The 20,086-nt window shown below is 73.0% G+C and carries 20 protein-coding genes; 4 read left to right on the top strand and 16 right to left on the bottom strand.

Annotated elements, in window-relative coordinates; translation table 11 throughout:
• The first annotated feature begins 36 nt into the window (after positions 1 to 36).
• Positions 37 to 1,335, top strand: coding sequence for a D-serine ammonia-lyase (dsdA, locus tag MOPEL_RS01790; protein WP_009481138.1), 1,299 nt, complete (start codon positions 37 to 39; stop codon positions 1,333 to 1,335).
• A gap of 213 nt (positions 1,336 to 1,548) precedes the next feature.
• On the opposite strand, the gene MOPEL_RS01795 is transcribed toward dsdA, so the two are convergent.
• Positions 1,549 to 2,925, bottom strand: coding sequence for an ammonium transporter (locus tag MOPEL_RS01795; RefSeq protein ID WP_009481139.1), 1,377 nt, complete (start codon positions 2,923 to 2,925; stop codon positions 1,549 to 1,551).
• A 248-nt stretch (positions 2,926 to 3,173) separates the two neighbouring features.
• Between MOPEL_RS01795 and MOPEL_RS01800 the strand changes: the two genes are divergently transcribed.
• Complete coding sequence (locus MOPEL_RS01800) at positions 3,174 to 3,569, top strand: DoxX family protein (RefSeq protein ID WP_009481140.1); 396 nt, start codon at positions 3,174 to 3,176, stop codon at positions 3,567 to 3,569.
• Positions 3,570 to 3,643: 74 nt separating this feature from the next.
• On the opposite strand, the gene ftsY is transcribed toward MOPEL_RS01800, so the two are convergent.
• The 4 genes from ftsY to smc all read right to left on the bottom strand — a co-directional run bounded on the left by ftsY (position 3,644) and on the right by smc (position 9,785).
• Positions 3,644 to 4,822, bottom strand: a complete 1,179-nt coding sequence (gene ftsY, locus MOPEL_RS01805; protein WP_040632331.1) for a signal recognition particle-docking protein FtsY — start codon at positions 4,820 to 4,822, stop codon at positions 3,644 to 3,646.
• A gap of 83 nt (positions 4,823 to 4,905) precedes the next feature.
• A complete protein-coding gene (locus MOPEL_RS01810; protein ID WP_009481142.1) occupies positions 4,906 to 5,172 on the bottom strand; it encodes a hypothetical protein in 267 nt (88 codons plus the stop codon).
• 130 nt (positions 5,173 to 5,302) lie between these two features.
• Positions 5,303 to 5,983: an isochorismatase family protein gene (locus MOPEL_RS01815; protein WP_009481143.1), complete on the bottom strand. Its 681-nt coding sequence runs from the start codon at positions 5,981 to 5,983 to the stop codon at positions 5,303 to 5,305.
• Positions 5,984 to 5,993: 10 nt separating this feature from the next.
• On the bottom strand, positions 5,994 to 9,785 hold the full coding sequence (gene smc / locus MOPEL_RS01820) for a chromosome segregation protein SMC (RefSeq protein WP_009481144.1): 3,792 nt from the start codon (positions 9,783 to 9,785) through the stop codon (positions 5,994 to 5,996).
• 327 nt (positions 9,786 to 10,112) lie between these two features.
• Between smc and MOPEL_RS01825 the strand changes: the two genes are divergently transcribed.
• On the top strand, positions 10,113 to 10,970 hold the full coding sequence (locus tag MOPEL_RS01825; protein ID WP_009481145.1) for a hypothetical protein: 858 nt from the start codon (positions 10,113 to 10,115) through the stop codon (positions 10,968 to 10,970).
• Between the two features lie 176 nt (positions 10,971 to 11,146).
• On the opposite strand, the gene MOPEL_RS01830 is transcribed toward MOPEL_RS01825, so the two are convergent.
• Together MOPEL_RS01830 and MOPEL_RS15600 are read right to left on the bottom strand one after the other, a co-directional pair.
• Positions 11,147 to 11,455 carry an acylphosphatase gene (locus MOPEL_RS01830; RefSeq protein ID WP_009481146.1) on the bottom strand — a complete coding sequence of 103 codons (309 nt, stop codon included), beginning with the start codon at positions 11,453 to 11,455 and terminating at the stop codon, positions 11,147 to 11,149.
• Between the two features lie 44 nt (positions 11,456 to 11,499).
• Positions 11,500 to 12,099, bottom strand: coding sequence for a hypothetical protein (locus tag MOPEL_RS15600; RefSeq protein WP_009481147.1), 600 nt, complete (start codon positions 12,097 to 12,099; stop codon positions 11,500 to 11,502).
• Between the two features lie 189 nt (positions 12,100 to 12,288).
• Between MOPEL_RS15600 and MOPEL_RS01840 the strand changes: the two genes are divergently transcribed.
• Positions 12,289 to 13,314, top strand: a complete 1,026-nt coding sequence (locus MOPEL_RS01840) for a Gfo/Idh/MocA family protein (protein WP_009481148.1) — start codon at positions 12,289 to 12,291, stop codon at positions 13,312 to 13,314.
• Positions 13,315 to 13,385: 71 nt separating this feature from the next.
• Here the strand turns inward: MOPEL_RS01840 and MOPEL_RS01845 are convergent, their stop codons facing one another.
• From MOPEL_RS01845 to rsmD, 9 genes are all read right to left on the bottom strand, one after another.
• Complete coding sequence (locus MOPEL_RS01845) at positions 13,386 to 14,594, bottom strand: cysteine desulfurase-like protein (RefSeq protein WP_009481149.1); 1,209 nt, start codon at positions 14,592 to 14,594, stop codon at positions 13,386 to 13,388.
• Between the two features lie 119 nt (positions 14,595 to 14,713).
• Entirely contained in the window at positions 14,714 to 15,355 is a 642-nt protein-coding gene (locus tag MOPEL_RS01850; protein ID WP_051992170.1) for a biliverdin-producing heme oxygenase, read from the bottom strand.
• A gap of 239 nt (positions 15,356 to 15,594) precedes the next feature.
• Positions 15,595 to 16,494, bottom strand: coding sequence for a bifunctional DNA-formamidopyrimidine glycosylase/DNA-(apurinic or apyrimidinic site) lyase (gene mutM, locus MOPEL_RS01855; protein WP_009481151.1), 900 nt, complete (start codon positions 16,492 to 16,494; stop codon positions 15,595 to 15,597).
• Entirely contained in the window at positions 16,494 to 17,381 is an 888-nt protein-coding gene (rnc, locus tag MOPEL_RS01860; RefSeq protein ID WP_009481152.1) for a ribonuclease III, read from the bottom strand. Before rnc ends, mutM begins: the two co-directional genes overlap by 1 nt.
• An 11-nt stretch (positions 17,382 to 17,392) precedes the next feature.
• Positions 17,393 to 17,587: a 50S ribosomal protein L32 gene (rpmF, locus tag MOPEL_RS01865; protein WP_009481153.1), complete on the bottom strand. Its 195-nt coding sequence runs from the start codon at positions 17,585 to 17,587 to the stop codon at positions 17,393 to 17,395.
• A 1-nt stretch (position 17,588) separates the two neighbouring features.
• Positions 17,589 to 18,164, bottom strand: coding sequence for a YceD family protein (locus MOPEL_RS01870; RefSeq protein ID WP_009481154.1), 576 nt, complete (start codon positions 18,162 to 18,164; stop codon positions 17,589 to 17,591).
• 193 nt (positions 18,165 to 18,357) lie between these two features.
• Positions 18,358 to 18,849 carry a pantetheine-phosphate adenylyltransferase gene (gene coaD, locus MOPEL_RS01875; protein ID WP_040632332.1) on the bottom strand — a complete coding sequence of 164 codons (492 nt, stop codon included), beginning with the start codon at positions 18,847 to 18,849 and terminating at the stop codon, positions 18,358 to 18,360.
• Positions 18,850 to 18,917: 68 nt separating this feature from the next.
• Positions 18,918 to 19,379, bottom strand: a complete 462-nt coding sequence (locus tag MOPEL_RS18270; protein WP_009481156.1) for a glutaredoxin domain-containing protein — start codon at positions 19,377 to 19,379, stop codon at positions 18,918 to 18,920.
• Positions 19,380 to 19,465: 86 nt separating this feature from the next.
• Positions 19,466 to 20,080 carry a 16S rRNA (guanine(966)-N(2))-methyltransferase RsmD gene (gene rsmD / locus MOPEL_RS01885; protein WP_009481157.1) on the bottom strand — a complete coding sequence of 205 codons (615 nt, stop codon included), beginning with the start codon at positions 20,078 to 20,080 and terminating at the stop codon, positions 19,466 to 19,468.
• Positions 20,081 to 20,086 lie beyond the last annotated feature (6 nt).

Raw genomic sequence — 20,086 nt, forward strand, 5'->3', positions numbered from 1 at the left:
CCACGCGACGGGCGGCCGGGGCAGGAGGATGGGTGCATGACCCGCGACCTGCTCGCCGACGTGCGCCTCGGCGTCCCCACCGTCTGGACCCCACCCTCGCGCGACGACGCGGCCCCACCCGCGCCGAGCCTCGCGCTCGCGGACGTCCATGCGGCCGACGCGAGGCTCCGACGGTTCGCGCCGTTCCTCGCCGGGGCGTTCGACGGCCCGTGGTACGACGGGCCGCGCGGCGTCGAGGAGGGCGTCATCGACTCCCCGCTCACACCGATTCCCGCGATGCGCGACGCGCTCGGGCTGCCCCACGACCTGTGGCTCAAGCGCGACGACGCCCTGCCGGTCTCGGGGTCGATCAAGGCGCGGGGTGGCATCTACGAGGTGCTCGCCCTCGCCGAGCGGATCGCGCTCGAGTCGGGCTGGGCGGGCGGCGATCCGGAGCGTGGCGACCACCGCGACTTCGCCGGCTCCGAGCTCCGCGACCTCTTGTCGGGGTACACCGTCGCCGTCGGGTCGACGGGCAACCTCGGCCTCTCGATCGGGGTCATGGCGCGGACGCTGGGGTTCCGCGCGGTGATCCACATGTCGGCCGACGCGCGTGCGTGGAAGAAGGACATGCTGCGGGGCCTCGGCGCGGAGGTCGTCGAGTACGGGGGCGACTACGGCCTCGCCGTGGCGACGGGCCGCGCGCAGGCGGAGAAGGATCCGCGCACGCACTTCGTCGACGACGAGACCTCCCGGGAGCTGTTCCTCGGGTATGCGGTGGCGGGGTTGCGGCTCGTCGACCAGCTCGAGGCCGCCGACCTGCTACCGAGTGCGGCACATCCGCTACACGTCCACCTTCCCTGCGGCGTCGGCGGCGGGCCGGGCGGCATCGTCCACGGCCTCCACCTCGCGCTTCGCGAGCGCGGCCTCGACACGACCCACCTCCACTGTTGGTACGCCGAGCCGGTGCAGGCACCGTGCATGCTGCTCGCACTCGCCACGGGCCGAGGCGACGACGTCGACGTGCAGGAGTTCGGTCTCGACGGGGCGACGCTCGCCGACGGTCTCGCCGTCGGTCGCGCCTCGCGGCTCGCGTGGTCGGCGACGAAGAACCGTGTCGCCGGGGCCTACACGGTGCGTGACGCCGACCTCATGGATCTCCTGCGACGGCTGGACGCCACCGAGGGTCTCCGCCTCGAACCCTCCGCCCTCGCGGGGGTCGCCGGGCCGACGGCGCTCCACGAGGCCGGGATCGACGTCGGCGACGCCCGATCGCCGCGATCCCGCCACCTTGCCTGGGCCACCGGCGGCTCCCTCGTCCCCGCCGCAGAGATGGAGACCTACCTCCGCGGCTGAGCCGCCCACCCCACCTCGCGCTCACCCACCCCGAAGATCCCGTTCCCGCCGGCCCCGATCGGTGAGGTGCCGAGAAGCTGCGACGACGCCGACGCGGTGGGCGGACGCAGCGCCGGACACGACCACGCCCGGCCGGACGTGGAGGGGGCGTCCGGCCGGGCGGGAGAGGGGCGCCGTCCGCGTGCGGGCATGCGCGCGGAGCAGGTCGAGAGGTCAGCTCACGGGGGCCTCGTCGTGGAGGATGCCGTTGCGCTCGGGGGTGGGGCTCCACACGCTCTCCTCCGCGCCGAGTCCTCCGCCCTCGGTGGTGCGGATGCTGCCGTCGGCGAGGATCTCGTACGCGCTCTCGGCGTGGAGGACGCGGTCGATGCCGGAGAGTTCGGCGTCGCGGTCGATGCGGAACCCGACGGTCTTCTCGAGCACCCACCCGAGGGCGTAGCTCGCGACGAACGACACGACGAGCACGATGAACGCCCCGATCGCCTGGCGTTCCAGCTGGTCGAACCCGCCTCCGTAGAACAGTCCGTCGATCCCGGCGGGTGCCGAGGACGAGGCGAGGAGGCCGATGAGCAGGGTGCCCGCGAGCCCACCGACGAGGTGCACCCCGACGACGTCGAGGCTGTCGTCGTACCCGAACCGCTCCTTGAGGCCGACGGCGAGCGCGCACAGCACGCCGCTCACGGCGCCGATGACGACCGCGCCGACCGGGGTGACGGCGTTCGCGCCGGGCGTGATGCCGACGAGGCCCGCGACGATGCCGGAGGCGGCGCCGAGGCTCGTGAAGTGGCCGTCGCGGAGCCGTTCGGTGAGGAGCCAGCCGAGGATCGCCGCCGCGGGGGCCGCGAGGGTGTTGACGAACGCAACCGCCGCCGTCGTGTTCGCGGCGAGCGCGGAGCCCGCGTTGAACCCGAACCATCCGAACCACAGCAGCCCGGCACCGAGCATGACGAGCGTGAGGTTGTGGGGGCGCATCGGCTCCTGCCCGAAACCGTGCCGGTTGCCGAGGACGAACACGAGGGCGAGGGCCGCGGCGCCGGCGTTGATGTGGATCGCGGTGCCGCCGGCGAAGTCGATCGCCTTGAGCCCGTTGGCGATCCAGCCGCCGTGGCTCGTGACGACGCCGTGGGCGTCGACGGTGTCGAACGCGAACACCCAGTGCGCGACGGGGAAGTAGACGAGCACGGCCCAGATCGCCGTGAACAGCAGCCACGTGGAGAACTTGGCGCGGTCGGCGATGGCACCGCTCACGAGGGCCGTCGCGATGATCGCGAACATCGCCTGGAAACCGACGAACGCGAGCGCAGGCACCGACCCGGAGACCGCGTCGGGCGAAAGGAGGGTCGTGAGCCCGGCGAACTGCGTCGGGTCGCCGACGAGCCCGTGCCAGGAGTCGCCGAACGCCTCGGAGTAGCCGACGAGCACCCAGAGCACGCCGACCGTGCCCATCGTGCCGAGGCTCATCATCATCATGTTGAGCACGCTCTTGGCGCGCACCATGCCGCCGTAGAAGAAGGCCAGGCCCGGCGTCATGAGCATGACGAGTGCTGCGCTGACGAGGATCCAGGCGGTGTCGCCGCTGTCGATGGTCATGTCGAGAAGCGTGCGCGGACCGTGTTTCGCCCCTGTAGTCGTCGTGTTTCGGACGGATGAAACCTCGCGCCCGATGTGACGGGAGTGTTTCGGAAGGCGGACGCCCGTCTCACTGGTCGAGAAGAACGCGGGTCGCCCGCCAGGTCCTTCCCCACCTCTGTGGGTCGCGATGCTGCCCCACTCGGTTCCCGGCTCGTCGTCACCACCCCGTGTCGACATCCACGACGGTCGGGAATGCCCGTTTCGGGATGTCCCTCTACCGTGGAGTGATGTCGAAGACCTCCGCAGACACCACCGCCCTCCGCCTCGCCGCCCTGTGCGCGGGGATGGGGGCGCTCCACTTCGTCAAGCCTCAGCCGTTCGACGACCTCATCCCGCCGACCCTGCCCGGGTCGGCGCGCTTCTGGACGTACGCCTCCGGCGTCGCCGAGCTCGGCACCGCCGCCCTCCTCGTCAACCCCTCGACGCGCCGCCTCGGCGGGCGTGCGGCCTCCGCCCTGTTCGTCGGCGTGTTCCCCGGCAACCTCCAGATGGCGTGGGACTGGCGTCACGAATCGCTCCCCAAGCGGACGGTCGCCCTGCTGCGCCTCCCCCTCCAGGCCCGCCTCGTCGCCCAGGCCGAGAAGGTCCACAAGGGCGCCTGACCCCCGCAGACATCGAGAAGGAGGCCCGTCCCACGCATCGTGGGACGGGCCTCCTTCGTTCGGGGCGGATGGGCTCAGGAGCCGAGCAGCGCCTCTGCGAACGCCTTGGGGTCGAAGGGGGCGAGGTCGTCGGGCCCCTCACCGAGGCCGACGAGCTTGACCGGCACCCCGAGCGCCTTCTGCACGGCGACGACGATGCCGCCCTTGGCCGTCCCGTCGAGCTTCGTGAGCACGATCCCGGTGACCTCGACGACCTCGGAGAACACCTCGGCCTGCCGCATGCCGTTCTGGCCGGTCGTCGCGTCGAGGACGAGGAGCACCTCGTCGATGGGGCTCTGCTTCTCGACGACGCGTTTGACCTTGGCGAGCTCGTTCATGAGGTCGGTCTTGTTGTGCAGGCGCCCCGCGGTGTCGAGGAGGACGACGTCGGCCTCGGCCTCGTTCGCCTCCCGCACCGCCTGGTAGGCGACGGACGCAGGGTCGGCCCCGTCACGGTCCGAGCGCACCGTGGGCACACCGACGCGGGCACCCCACGTCTCGAGCTGGTCTGCCGCCGCGGCGCGGAACGTGTCGGCCGCGCCGAGCATGACGTCGCGGTCCTCGGCGACGAGGACACGGGCGAGCTTGCCGATCGTCGTCGTCTTGCCCGTGCCGTTGACGCCGACGACCATGACGACGGCCGGACGCCCCCCGACCCGGGACGACGCGATGCGGCGGTCCATCTGCGGCTGGAGCTCGGTGTAGAGGTCCTCGAGCAGCCAGCCCCGCATCGTCGCCGCGTCACGCACGCCCTCGGCCGCCACACGCTCCTTGAGCCGGGCGACGAGCGACGCACTCGCCTCGACGCCGAGGTCGGCGGCGAGGAGCGTGCTCTCGACGTCGTCCCACGTGTCCTCGTCGAGCTGTCCACCCTGGAGGAGGGAGAGGAGACCGCGGCTCAGGGCGGAGTCGGACCGGGCGAGGCGGGAGCGGAGCCGCCGGAGGCGGCTCCGCGTCGACTCGGGGGTCTCGACGGAGGGCGCCGACGGCTCGGTGAGCACGTCGGAGCGTTCGAGGGTGTCGACGCCGCCGGTGGCCGTGCTGCCGTGGGCGTCACCGCCAGAGACGCCTGTGAGGTCGGGGCGCGTGCCCGCGTCGATTCGGCGACGGCGCGTGCCGCCCCGCACGAGACCGATGATGGCGCCGACACCTGCGACGAGCAGGACGCCGACGACCGTGATAAGGGCCCAGAGGTCATTGAGAAGCCAGTCCACGTCGTCAGTCTCGCAGACCGCGCCGTCACCCGCCGGTGCCACCGGTGGGGGCGCACCCGTCGGGGCGCGACCTCAGGTCGGGATCAGGAGGCGCGCGTGAGCGATCCGCGGCGGGCGCGTGGGGCCGCCGCGACACCCTGGGAGAGCAGCGGCGTGAGGTCGAGCGGCTGCTTTTGCCGAGCGACGAACACGTTGTTGCGACGACGACGGGACGGGCGCCGCGCCGAGCGCGTGAACGTGTGCTTGTTGACGAGCGTCGCGCCACGGCGGCGCGCGGGGATGACGACGGCGGCGGTGAGCAACGCGCCGATGACGGTGACCATCGCGATGGAGAGGAGTACGACGTCCATGCCCCTCCAGTCGGCAGGCGCGGCCGCGGTTGAACCTCCGCGAGCCCTCCCGACGGTCACGAACCCATCACGATACCTGCGCGGATCCCCTTGAGCGCCACGCTGATTCACGCGGCCACGGAACGGCGCCTCAGCTGTCGATGCTCGGGAAGCGGGGTTCCTTGATCTGCCGCGACATCGCGCGGAAGTTGGGGTGCTCGCACGTGTGGAGCCACTCGAAGATCGCCATCTCCGTGCTCGTCACCCGCGCCCCGGAGACCCCGAGACGCTTCATCGCCGTGTGGGTGTCACGCGGGTCGCGCGACCCGCACGCGTCGGAGACGACCCAGGCCTGACGCCCCGACTCGACGATGCCGAGTGCCGTCTGGAGGAGACACACGTGCGCCTCCGTGCCGGCGAGGACGATCTGGTCGCGGCCGGGCGCGACCTCGTCGAGCAGGTCGAGGAGTCCGTCCTCGCAGGCGCCGAAGTGCATCTTCGACATGACCCGCAGGCACGCCTCGGGCAGGGCGTCGACGAGCGGGCCGAGCTTGTCCGGGTTCTGTTCCGTGCCGACGACGGGCACGCCGCACTGCTGCGCCCCGTGGACGAGGAGTCGGGCCCGCTGCCGCACGGCGGCGTCGTCGTGGATGACCGGCATCAGCCGTTCCTGGAGGTCGACGAGGACGACGACGGATGTCTCCGCGACGAGGCGCAGGCTGCGGTCCGGGCCGCCGCCGGGGCCGCCGTGGCGGGCCGCGCGGCGTCCCGCCCGGGTCTGCGGCGCCCCGCCGGTCGTGTCGGGCATCTCCATGTCGGACGAACTGCTCACGGTGGCCTCCTCAGGCGGGTTGGTCCACGCGTTGGGAGACGACGGTCGTGATGCCGTCGCCCCGCATCGTGACCCCGTACAACGCGTCTGCCACTTCCATCGTCCGCTTCTGGTGAGTAATGACGATGAGCTGACTGGAATCGCGGAGTTCCTCGAAGATCGTGAGGAGCCGCCCGAGGTTCGTGTCGTCGAGGGCGGCCTCGACCTCGTCCATGATGTAGAAGGGGCTCGGGCGAGCCTTGAAGATCGCGACGAGCAGCGCGACGGCGGTGAGCGAGCGCTCCCCACCGGACAGCAGCGAGAGCCGCTTGATCTTCTTGCCCGGCGGGCGGGCCTCCACCTCGATGCCCGTCGTGAGCATGTCGCTCGGGTCGGTGAGCGTGAGCCTCCCCTCACCGCCGGGGAACAGCCGGCCGAACACGCCCTCGAACTCCCGTGCCGTGTCGGCGAACGCGTCGGCGAACGCCTGCTCGACGCGGGCGTCGACCTCCTTGACGATGTCGAGGAGGTCGTCGCGGCTGCGCTTGAGGTCGTCGGTCTGCTCGGTGAGGAACGTGTGCCGCTCCTCGAGCGCGGCGAACTCCTCGAGGGCGAGGGGGTTGATGCGGCCGAGGCGCGCGAGGTCGCGTTCCGCCTTGCGGAGGCGCTTCTCCTGCTGCTCGCGGACGAACGGCGCCCCCTCCTCGTCGGGGACGGGGGTGAGCGGCGGCAGCGAGGGCGTCCTGCGGCCTTTCTCGGCGGGTGTGCCGTCGGTCTCCGGCGCCGCGGCGTCCTCGGCACCCTCGGCCGCCTCGGTGGAGCGCTCGGTCGACGAGCTGTCGCCCCCCTCCTCGGAGGCGTCGAAGGTGTCGGATCCGTTCTCGCGGGCGGCCGCGGCGGCGACGCGGGCGGCGGCGCGTTCGCGGGCCTCCTCCTCCATACGGGCGGTGATGAGTTCGGGGGTGATCTCGGGGATGCGGCGGTGTGGCCCGAACTCCTCCACGAGAACGTCGTGGTCGATGCCGAGCTCCTCGACGGCGCGGGCGCGGAGCGCATCGATGCGGAGGCGCTGCTCGGCGCGGGCGATCTCGTCGCGATGGACGGAGTCGGTGAGGTCGCGCACGCGGGCGGTGAGGGACTCGACGGTCGACCGCGTCCCGGTGAGTTCCTCCTCGAGGCCGGTGCGGGCGGCGGCGGCCTCGTCGCGGCGGGCGAGGGCGATGTCGACGGACCGGCCGACGAGACGGGCGGCCTTCTCGGCGCCCTCCTGGACCTCGCGGGCGAGCGCGACCTGCGCCTGACGGTGACGGCGACGCTCCTCGGCCTGGGCGCGGGCCGCGCGTTCCTGCCGGGCGGCGTTCTCGAGGCCCTCGGCGCGCCCGGTGAGGGAACGGATGCGCTCCTCGCGGCTGCGGAGTCGCAGGCGGGCCTCGGTCTCGGCGGCACGGCACGCGGCGGCGGCCTCGGCGAGTCGGTCGCGCTCCTCCGTGGACGGCTCGGCGTCGTCCTCCCCCGCGGCGGCGGCAGCGTCCGCGTGACGCTGTTCGAGCTCGGCGAGGCGGGCGCGGTTCTCCTCGATGCCGGTGCGGACGGCCTCGGCGGAGGCGGTGATGCGGTCGGCTTCGGCCTTGGCGCTGCGCGCCTGGGAGGCGAGGCGCCCGAGCTGTTCGGCGACCCCGGCGAGGCGCGCGTCGGAGGCGTGGAGGTCGGCGAGGGCGGCCTCCTCGGCCTCCTCGAGGGTCTCGAGCGTCGCCCGTCCGGAGGCGAGGGCGAACCGCGCCTGGTCGCGGCGGGCCTCGGCCTCGCGTTCGGCGGCGCTCGCCTCCTCGACGGCGGCCTCGACCTCGATGAGACTCGGCTGGGACTGCCCGCCACCGTGGAGGAGGCCGGGCGCGACGACGTCACCGGCGCGGGTGACGGCGGTGACGTCGGGGTGCGCGGCGTGGACGTCGAGGGCGGCGTCGAGATCCTCGACGAGGAGGACCCCGGCGAGGAGGTGCTCGACGGCGGGGCGCAGACCCGCGTCGCACGTGACGACGTCGAGGGCCCACACGGCGTCGGCGGCGAGGCTCTCGGCGGCGGGGCGCGTGCCCGTCGACGGCGGGGTCTCCCCGGCGACGAGGAGGCTCGCGGCGCCGGCCTCGCCCCCGGAGAGGGAACGCAGCGCCGCACCGCCCTCGGCGAGGGAGGAGACGGCGAGGCCGTCGGCGGCGCGGCCGAGGGCGGCGGCGACGGCGGTCTCCCGGCCGGTCGCGACGGTGACGAACTGGGCGATGCGGCCGAGGACGCCCTCGACGCCGCGTTCGAGGAGCACCTCGGCACCGTCGGCGCGGGCGAGCCCCATGGCGAGGGCCTCCCTGCGGGCGGCGGCGTGGGCCCGGTCCGCCTCGGCGGCACGTTCGGCCTCCTGGGCCTCCTCGACGACGGCCCGTGCGGCCTCGACGGCGGCGGCGGCCTCCTCGTAGGCGGCGTCGAGACCCTCCTCGCCCTCCTCCTCGTCGGCGACCCCGGCCTCGAGCACGGCGAACTCCCGTTGGGCCTCCTCGGCACCGGCACGGGCGCGCTCCGCCGAGGTCTGGAGTCGACCGAGCTCGGCCTCCCCCGCCTCGATGCGGCTGCGGGCGGCGGCGACCTTACCCGCGAGCTTGGCGAGCCCCTCGCGGCGGTCCGCGGCGGCCCGCACCTGGCGCGTGAGACGGTCCTGCTCCTCCTTGGCGGCGCGCTCGGCCTCCTCCCGGCCACGGACGGCGTCGGCGAGCGCGGTACGGGCGTCCTCGATCTCGGCGGCGAGGGCGGCCTCGTCGGCGCGCACGGCCTTTGCCTGTTCGAGGAGCGTCTCGGGGTCGCGGCCGCGGGAGGTGTCCTCGGGTTCGGGCTCGGAGAGGAGCCGCACCCGTTCGGCGGCGAGGGAGCCCGTCGCGGTGAGTCGGTCGCGCAGCGAGGAGAGGGTGAACCACCGCTCCTGCGCCTCCGCGTGGGTCGTGCGCAGCGCCTCCGCCTTCGCCTCCGCCTCCGCGAGACGCGCCCGGACGGCGACGAGTTCGGCCTCGGCCGCCTCCCGCGCCTCGATCTGCGCCCGCTCGTCGGCGACGTCGGCCTCGAAGCTCGTCGTCATCTGGACGAGGTCGTCGGCGAGGAGACGCAGCCGGGCGTCGCGGGCCTCGGCCTGGACGACTCCGGCGCGACGCGCGGTCTCGGCCTGGCGTCCGAGCGGCCCGAGCTGGCGGCGGATCTCGCTCGTGAGGTCCTGGACCCGGCGGAGGTTGCCCTCCATCGTCTCGAGCTTGCGCAGGGCGCGTTCCTTGCGCTTGCGGTGCTTGAGGACGCCCGCGGCCTCCTCGACGAACCCGCGGCGCTCCTCGGGGGTAGCGCGGAGCACGGCGTCGAGCTGACCCTGCCCGACGATGACGTGCATCTCACGCCCGATGCCGGAGTCGGAGAGCAGTTCCTGGATGTCGAGCAGACGGCAGCCCGTGCCGTTGATCGCGTACTCGCTGCCGCCGGTGCGGAACATCGTCCGGCTGATCGTCACCTCGGTGTACTCGATCGGCAGCGCCCCGTCGGAGTTGTCGATCGTCATCGTCACCTCGGCGCGTCCGAGCGGCGGCCGCCCCGACGTCCCCGCGAAGATGACGTCCTCCATCTTGCCGCCGCGCAGGCTCTTGGCGCCCTGCTCACCCATGACCCAGGCGAGGGCGTCCACGACGTTGGACTTGCCGGAGCCGTTGGGCCCGACGATGCACGTGATCCCCGGTTCGAGCTGCAGGTGCGTCGCCGACGCGAACGACTTGAAGCCCTTGAGGGACAGGCTCTTCACGTACACGGCGGGTCGGGCTCCTCGGGGCGACGGCGAGCGATCCCGCCCACCCTAGCCCGCCTCCGGCCCGGCCCCCGGCAGCAGGCGGGCCGTGACGGGCCACCCGTCGGGCCGAGGCCCTTCCCGTCGGCGCCCGCGTCGGTATCGTGGATGGTGCCGGCCACCGGGCGACCCACCGTCGTCCGACCCGTGGCGACATCCCGCGCCACGACACGATCCCGCGACGAGGACGCCGCACCGCGACCACCCCGCCGCCACGAGGCCAGGAGCCGAACCGAGGGACCGCACCACCGCACGACCGCCGCACCGACCGCACATCCTGAGGAGCCTCCGATGATCCGTACGCGATTCGCCGCCGTTCTCGCCGCACTGCCGCTCGCACTCGCGGGCTGCAGCGGTGCGCAGACGCCGGCCGACACGGCGGCGAGCGCCCCCTCGTCGAGCCAGGCGGCCTCCGCCTCCCCCACCGCCGGGCAGGAGGTCGACACCGCGACGTTCTTCTCGGACTCGGCCAAGGCCATCACCGCCGCGAAGACGTACACGATGACGATGCTGATGGAGAACGGCGGGCAGAAGGTGACGATGACCGGCAGCGGTGACGTCTCCGACCAGAACCGCCCCAAGGCCGACATGACGATGTCCGCCGACGGCGGCGGGCAGCAGACGCGGATGATCGTCGACGGCGACTCCGTCTACATGCAGATGCCGGGCGTCGCCGAGGGCGGCAAGTTCGTCAAGATGCCGCTGCAGGCCCTCAGCCAGGCGGGCGGGCAGGACCTCACGAAGATGATGAACCCCGCCGAGAACCTCCGCATGACGCAGAACGCGGTGGAGAAGGTCGTATACGCCGGGCCCGACTCCGGGCTGCAGAAATACACGGTGACGATGAACCCGCAGAAGCTCCAGCAGTCGCTGCCGACGGCGGCGCCGAGCCCGAGCGGCATGCCGTCGTCGCTCCCCTACGACGTGTGGCTCGACGACGCGCACCTCGTGCTCAAGATGGTCATGACGATGGACGGCACGACGATGACGATGACCGCCGACGAGTACGGCGAGCCCGTCTCGATCGTCACGCCCCCGCAGGAGTCCGTGACGCAGATGCCGGGCATGTCGACCTCCGAGCCGGGCACGGTCGCTCCCGCCCCGGCGCCCACGGCCACGCCCGCACCCGCGCCGACGACGACGAAGTGACCCGACCGGCTCCGGCCACCGTATGAGCCGCACCCCGGACGGACGACACCGCCCCGCACCCCTCACGGGGGCGGGGCCGTTCCGCGTAGGGGCCTGCGTGGGGGCGCCTCCGCGTGGAGGTCTCGGTGCAGGGTCGGCGCCGGAGCGGCCTGAGGGGCGGGCTCGGCTCCTCGCGCTCAGGCCTCGTGGAAACCCGTGACGCCGTCCCGGGGCTCCGACCACTGCGTCGTGCACGATGTGACGCGGCCGGGACGCCCGGTGCCGCCGGGGAGCTCCCGCACGAGCTCCTCGAGGCGCTCGACGTCGCCGCGCGGTCCCTGCGCGACGATCTCGACGCGTCCGTCGTCGAGGTTGCGGGCACGCCCCACGAGACCGAGTTCGAGGGCGCGCGAGCGGGTCCACCAGCGGAACCCGACGCCCTGCACCCGCCCGGAGACGAAGATCGTCGCCCGTGCCTGCTCGTCCGTGCTCTCGTGCGTGCTCATGTGTGCTCCTTCGGCTCGCGTGCGTGGCCGAGCCTACGGCGGGCTCACCCGGTGCGAAGCACCGACGTCGACTCGAACGGCACGTGCCGTCCCTCGCCCTCGTGCTGGACGTGGAGCGTGAGCACGCCGAACTCCCACCGCGGCCGCACGGGGCCGGCGGTCTCGATCTCGACGTCGGGGCCGAACGCCCCGGCCCCGACCTCGGCGACCGCGTCGATGGCGGACACGGCGACGATGCGTCCCACCGTCATCGTGCCGACGACGTCCGCCGCGCCGGGGAAGCGGATGCAGCGGCCGGCGATGCGCAGGAGGCGTTCCTGCGACGCGATGCGCACGGCCTCCACCGCGTCCCCGTCACCGACGGCGTGACGTCCGACGCAGACGCCGGCGGGGGTGTTGACGCCCGCGAACATGCGTGCGACGAGCCACCACTGCCACTCGGGGGCCCCGGGACCGGTCGCGGTGAGCACGACGTGACTCTCCCCCGCCGTGGTGACGATGCGGTGCGAGCCGACGACGAGACCCGCCGGGTCGATACCCGCCCGGGTCGCCGCGACGACGACGACGTCGGCGAGACGGTCGGCATCGGGCACACTGACCGGGCCGAGGTCGATCCCGGCGACGACGACGGACGAACGCACCATGGGCCCTCCTCGAGAGGTCGCCCGGCCCGCCCGCGCCGGGCGCGACCACCGGGCGCCCACTGCCGGGCGGTCGTTGCCGAACGCCCACTGTCGCCCGCGGGGGCGACGCCCCACGTGCGTGGCCGTGAACGTCACGTGAATGTGGCACCGGCATCCGGTGTCGAGGCGCCGCGCGCATACCGTGACGCCATGACCGCTCCGACGCCGCACCCCTCCCGCCCTGCCCCCTCCGACGGTTCTTCCCGCGAGATCGGCTGGGGCCTCGTCGGCGCCGGACGGTTCACGCCGCGGATGGCGCGGACGGTCGCGGCGACGCCGGGGCACCGCGTCGTCCGGGTCGGCGCCCGCGACGTCGACCGGGCCGCCGCCCTCGCCGCAGAGGTCGGCGGCCAGGGCGGGCACTACGATGCGGCGTGGTCCGACTCCCACGTCGACGTCGTGTACGTCTCGACGACCCACCCGTTCCACGAGGAGCAGGCCCTCGCCGCGATCGACGCGGGCAAGGCCGTCCTCGTCGAGAAGCCGATGGCGCTCACCGCCGGCTCCGCCCGACGCATCGCCGAGGCCGCGCGCGCCGCAGGGGTACTCGCGATGGAGGCGATGTGGCTGCGGCATCAGGAACTCGTCCGCACGGTCGTCGCGGAGGTCCGCGCCGGGGCGATCGGCGAGGTCGTCTCCGTCCAGGCCGACTTCGGCGCCCACCGCGAGTACGACCCGAGCGACCGGCTCTTCGACCGCGCCAACGGCGGCGGCGCCCTCCTCGACCTCGGCGTGTACGCCGCGGCGTTCGCGTGGCCGTTCCTCGGGCGGCCCGACGTCGTGCAGTGCGTCGGCGCCCTCACCCCGCAGGGCACCGACCACACGGCCGCGATGCAGTGGGGCTACGACGACGGCCGGGTCGCTCAGCTCACGTGCACGTTCCGTGCGCCGAGCCCGGGGCGCGGACTCGTCACGGGCACGGAGGGGTGGATCGAGGTCGCGCCCCACTACGCGAAGGCGCCCGGACTCGCCGTCGTCCACGACCGCAGCTCCGGCGCGACGAGGGAGATCCGCCTCGAGTCCCGCGGCTACGTGTGCCAGGTCGAAGAGGTCGGCCGCTGCCTGCGCGAGGGGCTGCTCGAAAGTCCCGACATGCCCCTCGACGACACGATCGGCGTGCTCGAGGTGCTCGACCGGGCCCGCGCGCAGCTCGGAGTCGAGTACCCCGAGCGCTGACCGCCGCGCCTTCCCCGGCCCGGGATGGGGCCGGGCGAGGGGCCCGCGCGATCGGGGTGCAGCGGGGGTGATCAGCCCTCGAGGAACGCGACGAGGCCGGCGAGGAGCCGGTCGACGTCCTCGTCGTCGGTGTACGGCGCGAGGCCGATGCGCAGTGCCGCGTCGTCGTGGAGGGCGAGGCGTCGCCGCAGCTCCTCGGCGTAGAAGAACCCCGCCGGGGCGTGGACGTCCCGCGCCGCGAGCGCCCGCGACGCGTCCGCGCTGGACCGGCCGGGGAAGGTGAGGAGGAGCGTCGGGGTGCGTCGGGCGGCGCGGGAGTGGACGACGACGGCGTCCCCGAACTCTGCGAGTCCGTCCGCGACGCGGCGGAGGAGGCGACCCTCATGCCGGCCGATCGCGTCGAAGGAGGAACGCAACCGCTCGCGTCGCGACGTCGCCTCGCCCGGGTCGAGACCCGCGAGGACGTCGACGGCGGCCGTGGCGCCCGCGAGGATCTCGTAGGGCAGCGTGCCGAGCTCGAACCGCTCCGGCACGTCGTCCGGCGACGGGAGGAGCTTGTCGGGGTGGAGCGACTCGAGCAGCGCCGGGTCTCCGACCAGCACCCCGCAGTGCGGTCCGAGGAACTTGTAGGGCGAGCACACGTAGAGGTCCGCGCCGAGCTCGGCGACGTCGACGAACTCGTGCGCGGCATGGTGCACCCCGTCGACGTACACGATCGCGTCGACGGCGTGGGCCGCGTCGGCGAGGCGTCGCACCGGCGGGATCGTGCCGAGGAGGTTGGACGCGGCCGTGACGGCGACGAGGCGTGTGCGCGTCGTGATCACCTCGGCGGCGGACTCCTCCGTGATCTCGGCGGTCACGGGGTCGACGTCGAGCCACCGGACGGTGATCCCGCAGGCATCGGCGGCCTGAAGCCAGGGGCGGACGTTGCTGTCGTGGTCGAGGCGGCAGAGGACGATCTCGTCCCCGTCGCGCCACGTCTTCGCGAGGGCGCGCGAGAGGTCGTAGGTGAGCTGGGTGGCGCTGCGGCCGTGGATGACGCCCCGCGCGTCCCCGCCGGTGAGGTCGGCGAACGCGGAACGGAACCCGGCGACGGCGACCGAGGCGTTGCGCTCGCCCGGCAGAATGGCGCCCCGGATCGACAGAGGCGCGGCGATCGTCGCCGCGATCGCTTCCCCCACCACGGCCGGCGTCTGGGTACCACCCGGTCCGTCGAAGTGCGCGACGCCGGAGGCGAGAGAGGGGAATTGGCGACGGAAGCGGGCGACGTCGTAGGTCACGGAGACCTCCTCATGGGGGGCGGACGGATTCCGCCGAGCCTAGCGGCGCCGCCCGGTGCCGGGACCCGTCGACGGCCCCGGCATCGACTCCCGCCCCCGGGGATCGGGTGATGCCCCCGTCAGCCGAGATCGGCGAACATCGCGGTGTTGAGGCGGAACGCCTCGACGGCCTCGTCCGCAGCCCGCTGCTTCTCCTCGGCGTCGAGGGGCAGGGCGTCGAGCGCCGCACGGTAGGCGTCCTTGTACGTCTTGGGCTTGTCGATGCCCTCGAAGCGGTAGAAGTCGAGCCCGTCGGTGATGTCGTAGTGACGCGTGAGGAGGCGGGGGATCACCTGACCGCCGGAGAGGTCGCCGAGGTAGCGCGTGTAATGGTGGGCGACGAGGCGGACGGGGTCGCTCGCGCACTCCTTCAGGCGGGCGACGTAGGCCGTGGTGCCCGGGGTGGGGGCGTTGTCGTCCCGCCAGCCGGGGGCGATCGCGTCGAGGTCCCGCTCGAGGGCGGGCAGCCGCCGCAGCTCCTCGTCGTGCAGCGGCGCGATGACGGGGTGGTCGGCGAGGGCGTCGACGGACTCCTCGAGCATGGAGTAGACGAACCACAGCTGCCGGGTGAGGGCGACGAACGCGTCGCGACCGGAACGGCCGGCGAGCAGATCCCCCATGAAGGAGGAGTTCTCGGCCTCGTCGTGCACGCGGGCCGTCGACTCCTTGAGGAGCGTGTGCAGGGGCGTCTCGTGAAGGGGCGTCTCGGCGGTGATCGTCATGTCTCCGAGGTTAGGCATGCCTCACCCACCCGGACATCCATCGAACGGTTGAGAACGAGGCGGTGCGACGGTGCCGACGCGACGGTGCCGACGGGTCCCGGACCGCGCCGGGCCGTACGTCCTCTCCGCCATGCCTGCGCACACGTGCACGCCGCGGCCGGAGAGGAGCCCTCGTCACGACGGTGACGGCATTCCTTCCGTGGCCGTCCCGAAGACGTCCCCCCCGCGCCGGAGGGAGGTCAGCCGGTCGGCGTGGGGGCGGCGCGCCGTACCCGCGGGCGCGGTTGGCAGCGCGGGCACGAGAACGAGCTGCGGTTCATGAACGTCTCTCGGCGGATCGGCGTCCCGCACCGCGCGCACGGCCGCCCCTCCTGGCCGTAGGCGTCGAGCGACCGGTCGAAGTACCCGGACTGCCCGTTGACGTTGACGTAGAGGGCGTCGAAGCTCGTGCCGCCCGCCTCGAGAGCGGCACGCATGACGTCCTGCACGTGAGCGAGGAGCCGCTCGATCGCGGGCCCGGTGACCGCGGCGGCCGGCCGCTCCCCGTGGAGACGCGCCCGCCACAACGACTCGTCGGCGTAGATGTTGCCGATCCCGGAGACGACGCCCTGGTGGAGCAGCAGACGTTTGACACCGCTGCGACTCGCCCGCATCAGCCGGGCGACGGCACGCGCGTCGAATACGTCCTCGAGGGGATCGACCGCGATGTGCGTCACCGATTCGGGGATGCCGTGGACGTACCCACCCCCGCGGGGGTCGGGCACGAGGTCGACGAGGGCGAGCCCCCCGAACGTGCGTTGGTCGACGAACCGGAGCTGCGTCCCAGCGTCGTCGAACGTGAACGTCGCATGCTGGTGCGGGCGGCGCTCGGCCGAGGGGTCCTCGACGAGCATCTGGCCGCTCATGCCGAGGTGGACGACGAGCGCCTCCGCCCCGTCGAGCGCGAGCCACAGGTACTTGCCGCGACGGTCCGCGGCGAGGACGGTACGCCCCGCGAGACGCGCGGCGAGGTCGTCAGGGCCCGGGACATGGCGACGCGCCACACGGGAACCGTGCAGCGCGACGTGGGAGAACGTACGACCGACGACGTGGTCGGCGATGCCTCGCCGGACGACCTCGACCTCGGGGAGCTCGGGCATCAGGCGCCGGCGACGTCCGTCGCTCCGGGGACCTTCGCGGAGTCGCACTGGCCCGACTCGGCCGGCTTCGACCCGTCCGGCTCGGAGAGCACCTGCCCGGTCGTGTCGTCCGTGGTCGTCTCCTGCGGGGTGACCTCGGCGTTGAGCACAGCGTCGGCGCGGCGGGTCAGTTCGGTCCACGCGGTGTGCGCGGCCTGCTGCTCCGCCTCCTTCTTGCTGCGGCCGACCCCGGTGCCGAGGTCCTCGTCGCCGACGACCGCGTGCGCCGTGAAGACCTTCTCGTGGTCCGGCCCCTCCTCCGTCACCCGGTACTCGGGCATGCCGTGGCCACCGGACGCGGCGAGCTCCTGCAGGCTCGTCTTCCAGTCGAGGCCCGCGCCGAGACGCGTCGAACTCGCAAGGAGCGGGTCGATGAGGTGGTGGACGAACATCCGCGCCTTGTCGAGACCTTCGGCGAGGTAGATCGTGCCGATGAGCGCCTCCATCGTGTCGGCGAGGATGGACGCCTTGTCGCGGCCACCCGTCGCCTCCTCACCTCGTCCGAGGAGGAGGTAGGAACCCACGTGGAGGGTGCGCGCCACCTCGGCGAGGGCACGCATGTTGACGACCGCGGCCCGCAGCTTGGCGAGCTGGCCCTCGGCCATCTCCGGGTGGTCGCCGTAGAGCGACTCGGTGACGACGAGCCCGAGCACGGAGTCGCCGAGGAACTCGAGGCGCTCGTTGTTGGGCACCCCGCCGTTCTCGTAGGCGAAGGACCGGTGCGTCAGGGCATGCCGCAGCAGCGCCTCGTCGAGGAGGACGCCGATGATCTTCTCGATGTCGGAGGCGAGGTCGGCCAGAGGACGGAGATCGCTCTGGCCGGCCTTCGCCCCGTTCTTGGAGCCCATCAGGGGGCTGTTCAGTTCTGGAGCTCGGAGCGCTCCGCCTCCGGGTAGTGACGCCCGTTGTACGTGCCGCAGGAGGGGCACGCCATGTGGGGCTGCTTCGGGGCGGCGCAACGGGGGCACGAGGCGAGCGTGGTCGCCGTCGTCTTCCACTGCGCGCGACGCGAACGGGTGTTGGAGCGCGACATCTTCCGCTTCGGGACGGCCACGTCAGTTCCTCTTTCCTTCGGTCTCGTCCCCCGTGAGCGACTGCAGCGCAGCCCACCGGGGGTCGAGGATCTCGTGCTGATGGGTCGGATCGTCGGCCAACGGACGACCGCATTCGGAGCAGAGCCCCGGGCAGTCCTCCCGGCAGACGGGCTGGAACGGCAGGGTGGGCACGACCGCGTCCCGGAGCACGGGCTCCAGATCGAGCGTGTCACCCTCGAGGACGAGCTGCTCCTCGTCGTCCTCGGCGTCGCTCGCCTCCCGATGGTGGGCGGCCCGATCGGGGTAGGCGAACAGCTCCTGGAACTCGGCCGCGACGGCATGGTCGACGTCCTCCAGGCACCGCACGCACGCCCCGGTCGCGGTCGCCCGCACCGTTCCGCTGGCGAGCACCCCCTCCATCACCGACTCGAGCCGAAGCTCGATGTCCAACGGGGCCCCTTCGGGCACCGTGAGGACGTCGGTTCCGAAATGCGCCGGAGCGGGAGCCTCGACGGACTCCTCGACCATGCTGCCGGGTCGACGCACGAGCGACCTGGTATCGATCACCAGGCGGTTCTCGCGGGCGGGGCTGCTCATGGTCACGGCTTTCGGGTCGACGGATGCGGGTGCGTCACGTCCTCGACGGGCCGCACCCGCGGGAGGCCCGGCGGGTACGGTCGCACGGCGAAGAACGGGACCGACTGTCAACTTTAACCGAGCACCCTCCTCGACGCACATTCCGGTGGGGGCGCGGGGAGGACGCGCGCTGCGGGCTCGGGGCGCGTCGGCGTCAGTGCGGGTCGCCGAACCGTGCCCGCAGGGCGGCGGCGACGGCGGGCGAGACGAACGGGGAGATGTCGCCGCCGAATCGGGCGACCTCCTTGATGAGGGAGCTCGAGACCTGCGCGTACTGCGGGTCGCTCGGGAGGAAGAGGGTCTCGACGTCGGCGAGGTGGCGGTTCATCACGGCCATGGGGAGCTCGTAGGAGTAGTCGGTCTCGCCGCGGAGCCCCTTGACGATCGCCCCGGCACCGGTGGAGCGGCACACGTCGACGAGGAGCTGCGCCTCGAAGGTGAGGACGCTGACGCCGTCGAGATCGGCGAGTTCGGACTCGAGGAGCTCGACCCGCTCCTGCGGGGTGAACAGGCCCGTCTTGTTGGGGTTGACGAGCACGGCGACGACGACCTCGTCGTAGAGACGCCGGGCGCGACGGACCACGTCGAGGTGGCCGAGGGTGACGGGATCGAACGAGCCGGGGCACACACATCGGGAGACGCTCACGCCTCGCAACGTAGCAGTGCGACGACCGGTGGGGGCCGCTCCCCCGCGCCCGGTCCGCCGTTCGTGGGTCAGGCGACCTTTCGGAGACCGACGAGGTGGCCGCGGACGAGGTTCGGATCCGGGTTCGTGCGGGCCTCCCCGTCGGGAAGGATGACGGTGGGTACCGTCTCGGCGCCGCCGTTGAGGTCCCGCACGAAGGCCGCCGCCGCCGGGTCGCTCCAGATGTCGACCCACGTCACCTCGTCGGAGAGGGATCCCAGACGCAGACGGAGACGCGTGCAGAACAGACAACCGGGACGCCAGTAGACGATGACGCGCTCCTCGCGCACGAGACGCTCCTGGGCGTCCCAGTGGCGGGGCGAGGGGGATGTGGCCCGCGGCGCGGTGCGCCAGAGGAGAGCGGCGAGGACGACGGCGACGACCGCCGCGGCCACGTGCCACTCGAGGAGCAGCAGCACCGACACGAGGAGGACCCCGCCGCCCACGAGGGCGGCGGTGTTCCACCACCGGGCGCGTTGAGACCTGCTCACATCTCCCGATACTAGGGGCGAAACGCGGCGTGCCTCTCGGACCGGGCCCTTTGGCCGGCTTCGTGACCGAGCCGTGACCCGTCCGTTCACGACTCGCGATCCGGCGGCTCCTCCTGCGGGTCGAGCGGCGGTTCGGCGTACCAGAGAACCGTCTCCCCCTGGGCGCGGGTGGCGAACCGGACGAGACCCGCGGGCCACGTGGGTTCCGGAGAGCGTGCGGAGCGTTCGACGACGACGATGGCATCCCTCGTGAGGAGAGGGGCGAGCAGCTCGAGGGTGCGGGCGAGTCGCTCGTCGGTGAGGTCGTACGGCGGGTCGAGGAACGCGACGTCCACCCAGGGATCGATCGGGCCGGCCTCGGGATCCCCCTCCCCGGTGGCGCCACGGAGGTACCGGTCGGCGTCGGAGACGACGATCTGCGCCGGCGCGTCGAGCTCGGCGACGTTGCGCCGCAGCGTGCGTGCTGCGCCGTTCGCGATTTCGACGAGGACGGCTCGGGAGGCGCCGCGGCTCACCGCCTCCAGGCCGAGGGCGCCGGAGCCCGCATAGAGGTCGAGGACGACGGCGTCGTCGAGGACGTCGAGATGCTCGAGGCGCGAGAACAGCGACTCGCGTACCCGATCCGTCGTCGGGCGGGTGTCGCGCCCGGTGGGGGCGGTGAGGCGGCGGCCGCCGTAACGGCCGGCGATGATGCGGGGCACTGCTCC

The organism is Mobilicoccus pelagius NBRC 104925 (assembly GCF_000247995.1).
Taxonomy (GTDB): Bacteria; Actinomycetota; Actinomycetes; order Actinomycetales; family Dermatophilaceae; genus Mobilicoccus; species Mobilicoccus pelagius.

Coding starts and splice junctions, on each gene's coding strand:
- dsdA (WP_009481138.1), top strand. CDS start 37: ATGACCCGCGACCTGCTCGCCGACGTGCGCCTCGGCGTCCCCACCGTC.
- MOPEL_RS01795 (WP_009481139.1), bottom strand. CDS start 2,925: ATGACCATCGACAGCGGCGACACCGCCTGGATCCTCGTCAGCGCAGCA.
- MOPEL_RS01800 (WP_009481140.1), top strand. CDS start 3,174: ATGTCCCTCTACCGTGGAGTGATGTCGAAGACCTCCGCAGACACCACC.
- MOPEL_RS01810 (WP_009481142.1), bottom strand. CDS start 5,172: ATGGACGTCGTACTCCTCTCCATCGCGATGGTCACCGTCATCGGCGCG.
- MOPEL_RS01825 (WP_009481145.1), top strand. CDS start 10,113: ATGATCCGTACGCGATTCGCCGCCGTTCTCGCCGCACTGCCGCTCGCA.
- MOPEL_RS01830 (WP_009481146.1), bottom strand. CDS start 11,455: ATGAGCACGCACGAGAGCACGGACGAGCAGGCACGGGCGACGATCTTC.
- MOPEL_RS15600 (WP_009481147.1), bottom strand. CDS start 12,099: ATGGTGCGTTCGTCCGTCGTCGTCGCCGGGATCGACCTCGGCCCGGTC.
- MOPEL_RS01840 (WP_009481148.1), top strand. CDS start 12,289: ATGACCGCTCCGACGCCGCACCCCTCCCGCCCTGCCCCCTCCGACGGT.
- MOPEL_RS01850 (WP_051992170.1), bottom strand. CDS start 15,355: ATGACGATCACCGCCGAGACGCCCCTTCACGAGACGCCCCTGCACACG.
- mutM (WP_009481151.1), bottom strand. CDS start 16,494: ATGCCCGAGCTCCCCGAGGTCGAGGTCGTCCGGCGAGGCATCGCCGAC.
- rnc (WP_009481152.1), bottom strand. CDS start 17,381: ATGGGCTCCAAGAACGGGGCGAAGGCCGGCCAGAGCGATCTCCGTCCT.
- MOPEL_RS01870 (WP_009481154.1), bottom strand. CDS start 18,164: ATGAGCAGCCCCGCCCGCGAGAACCGCCTGGTGATCGATACCAGGTCG.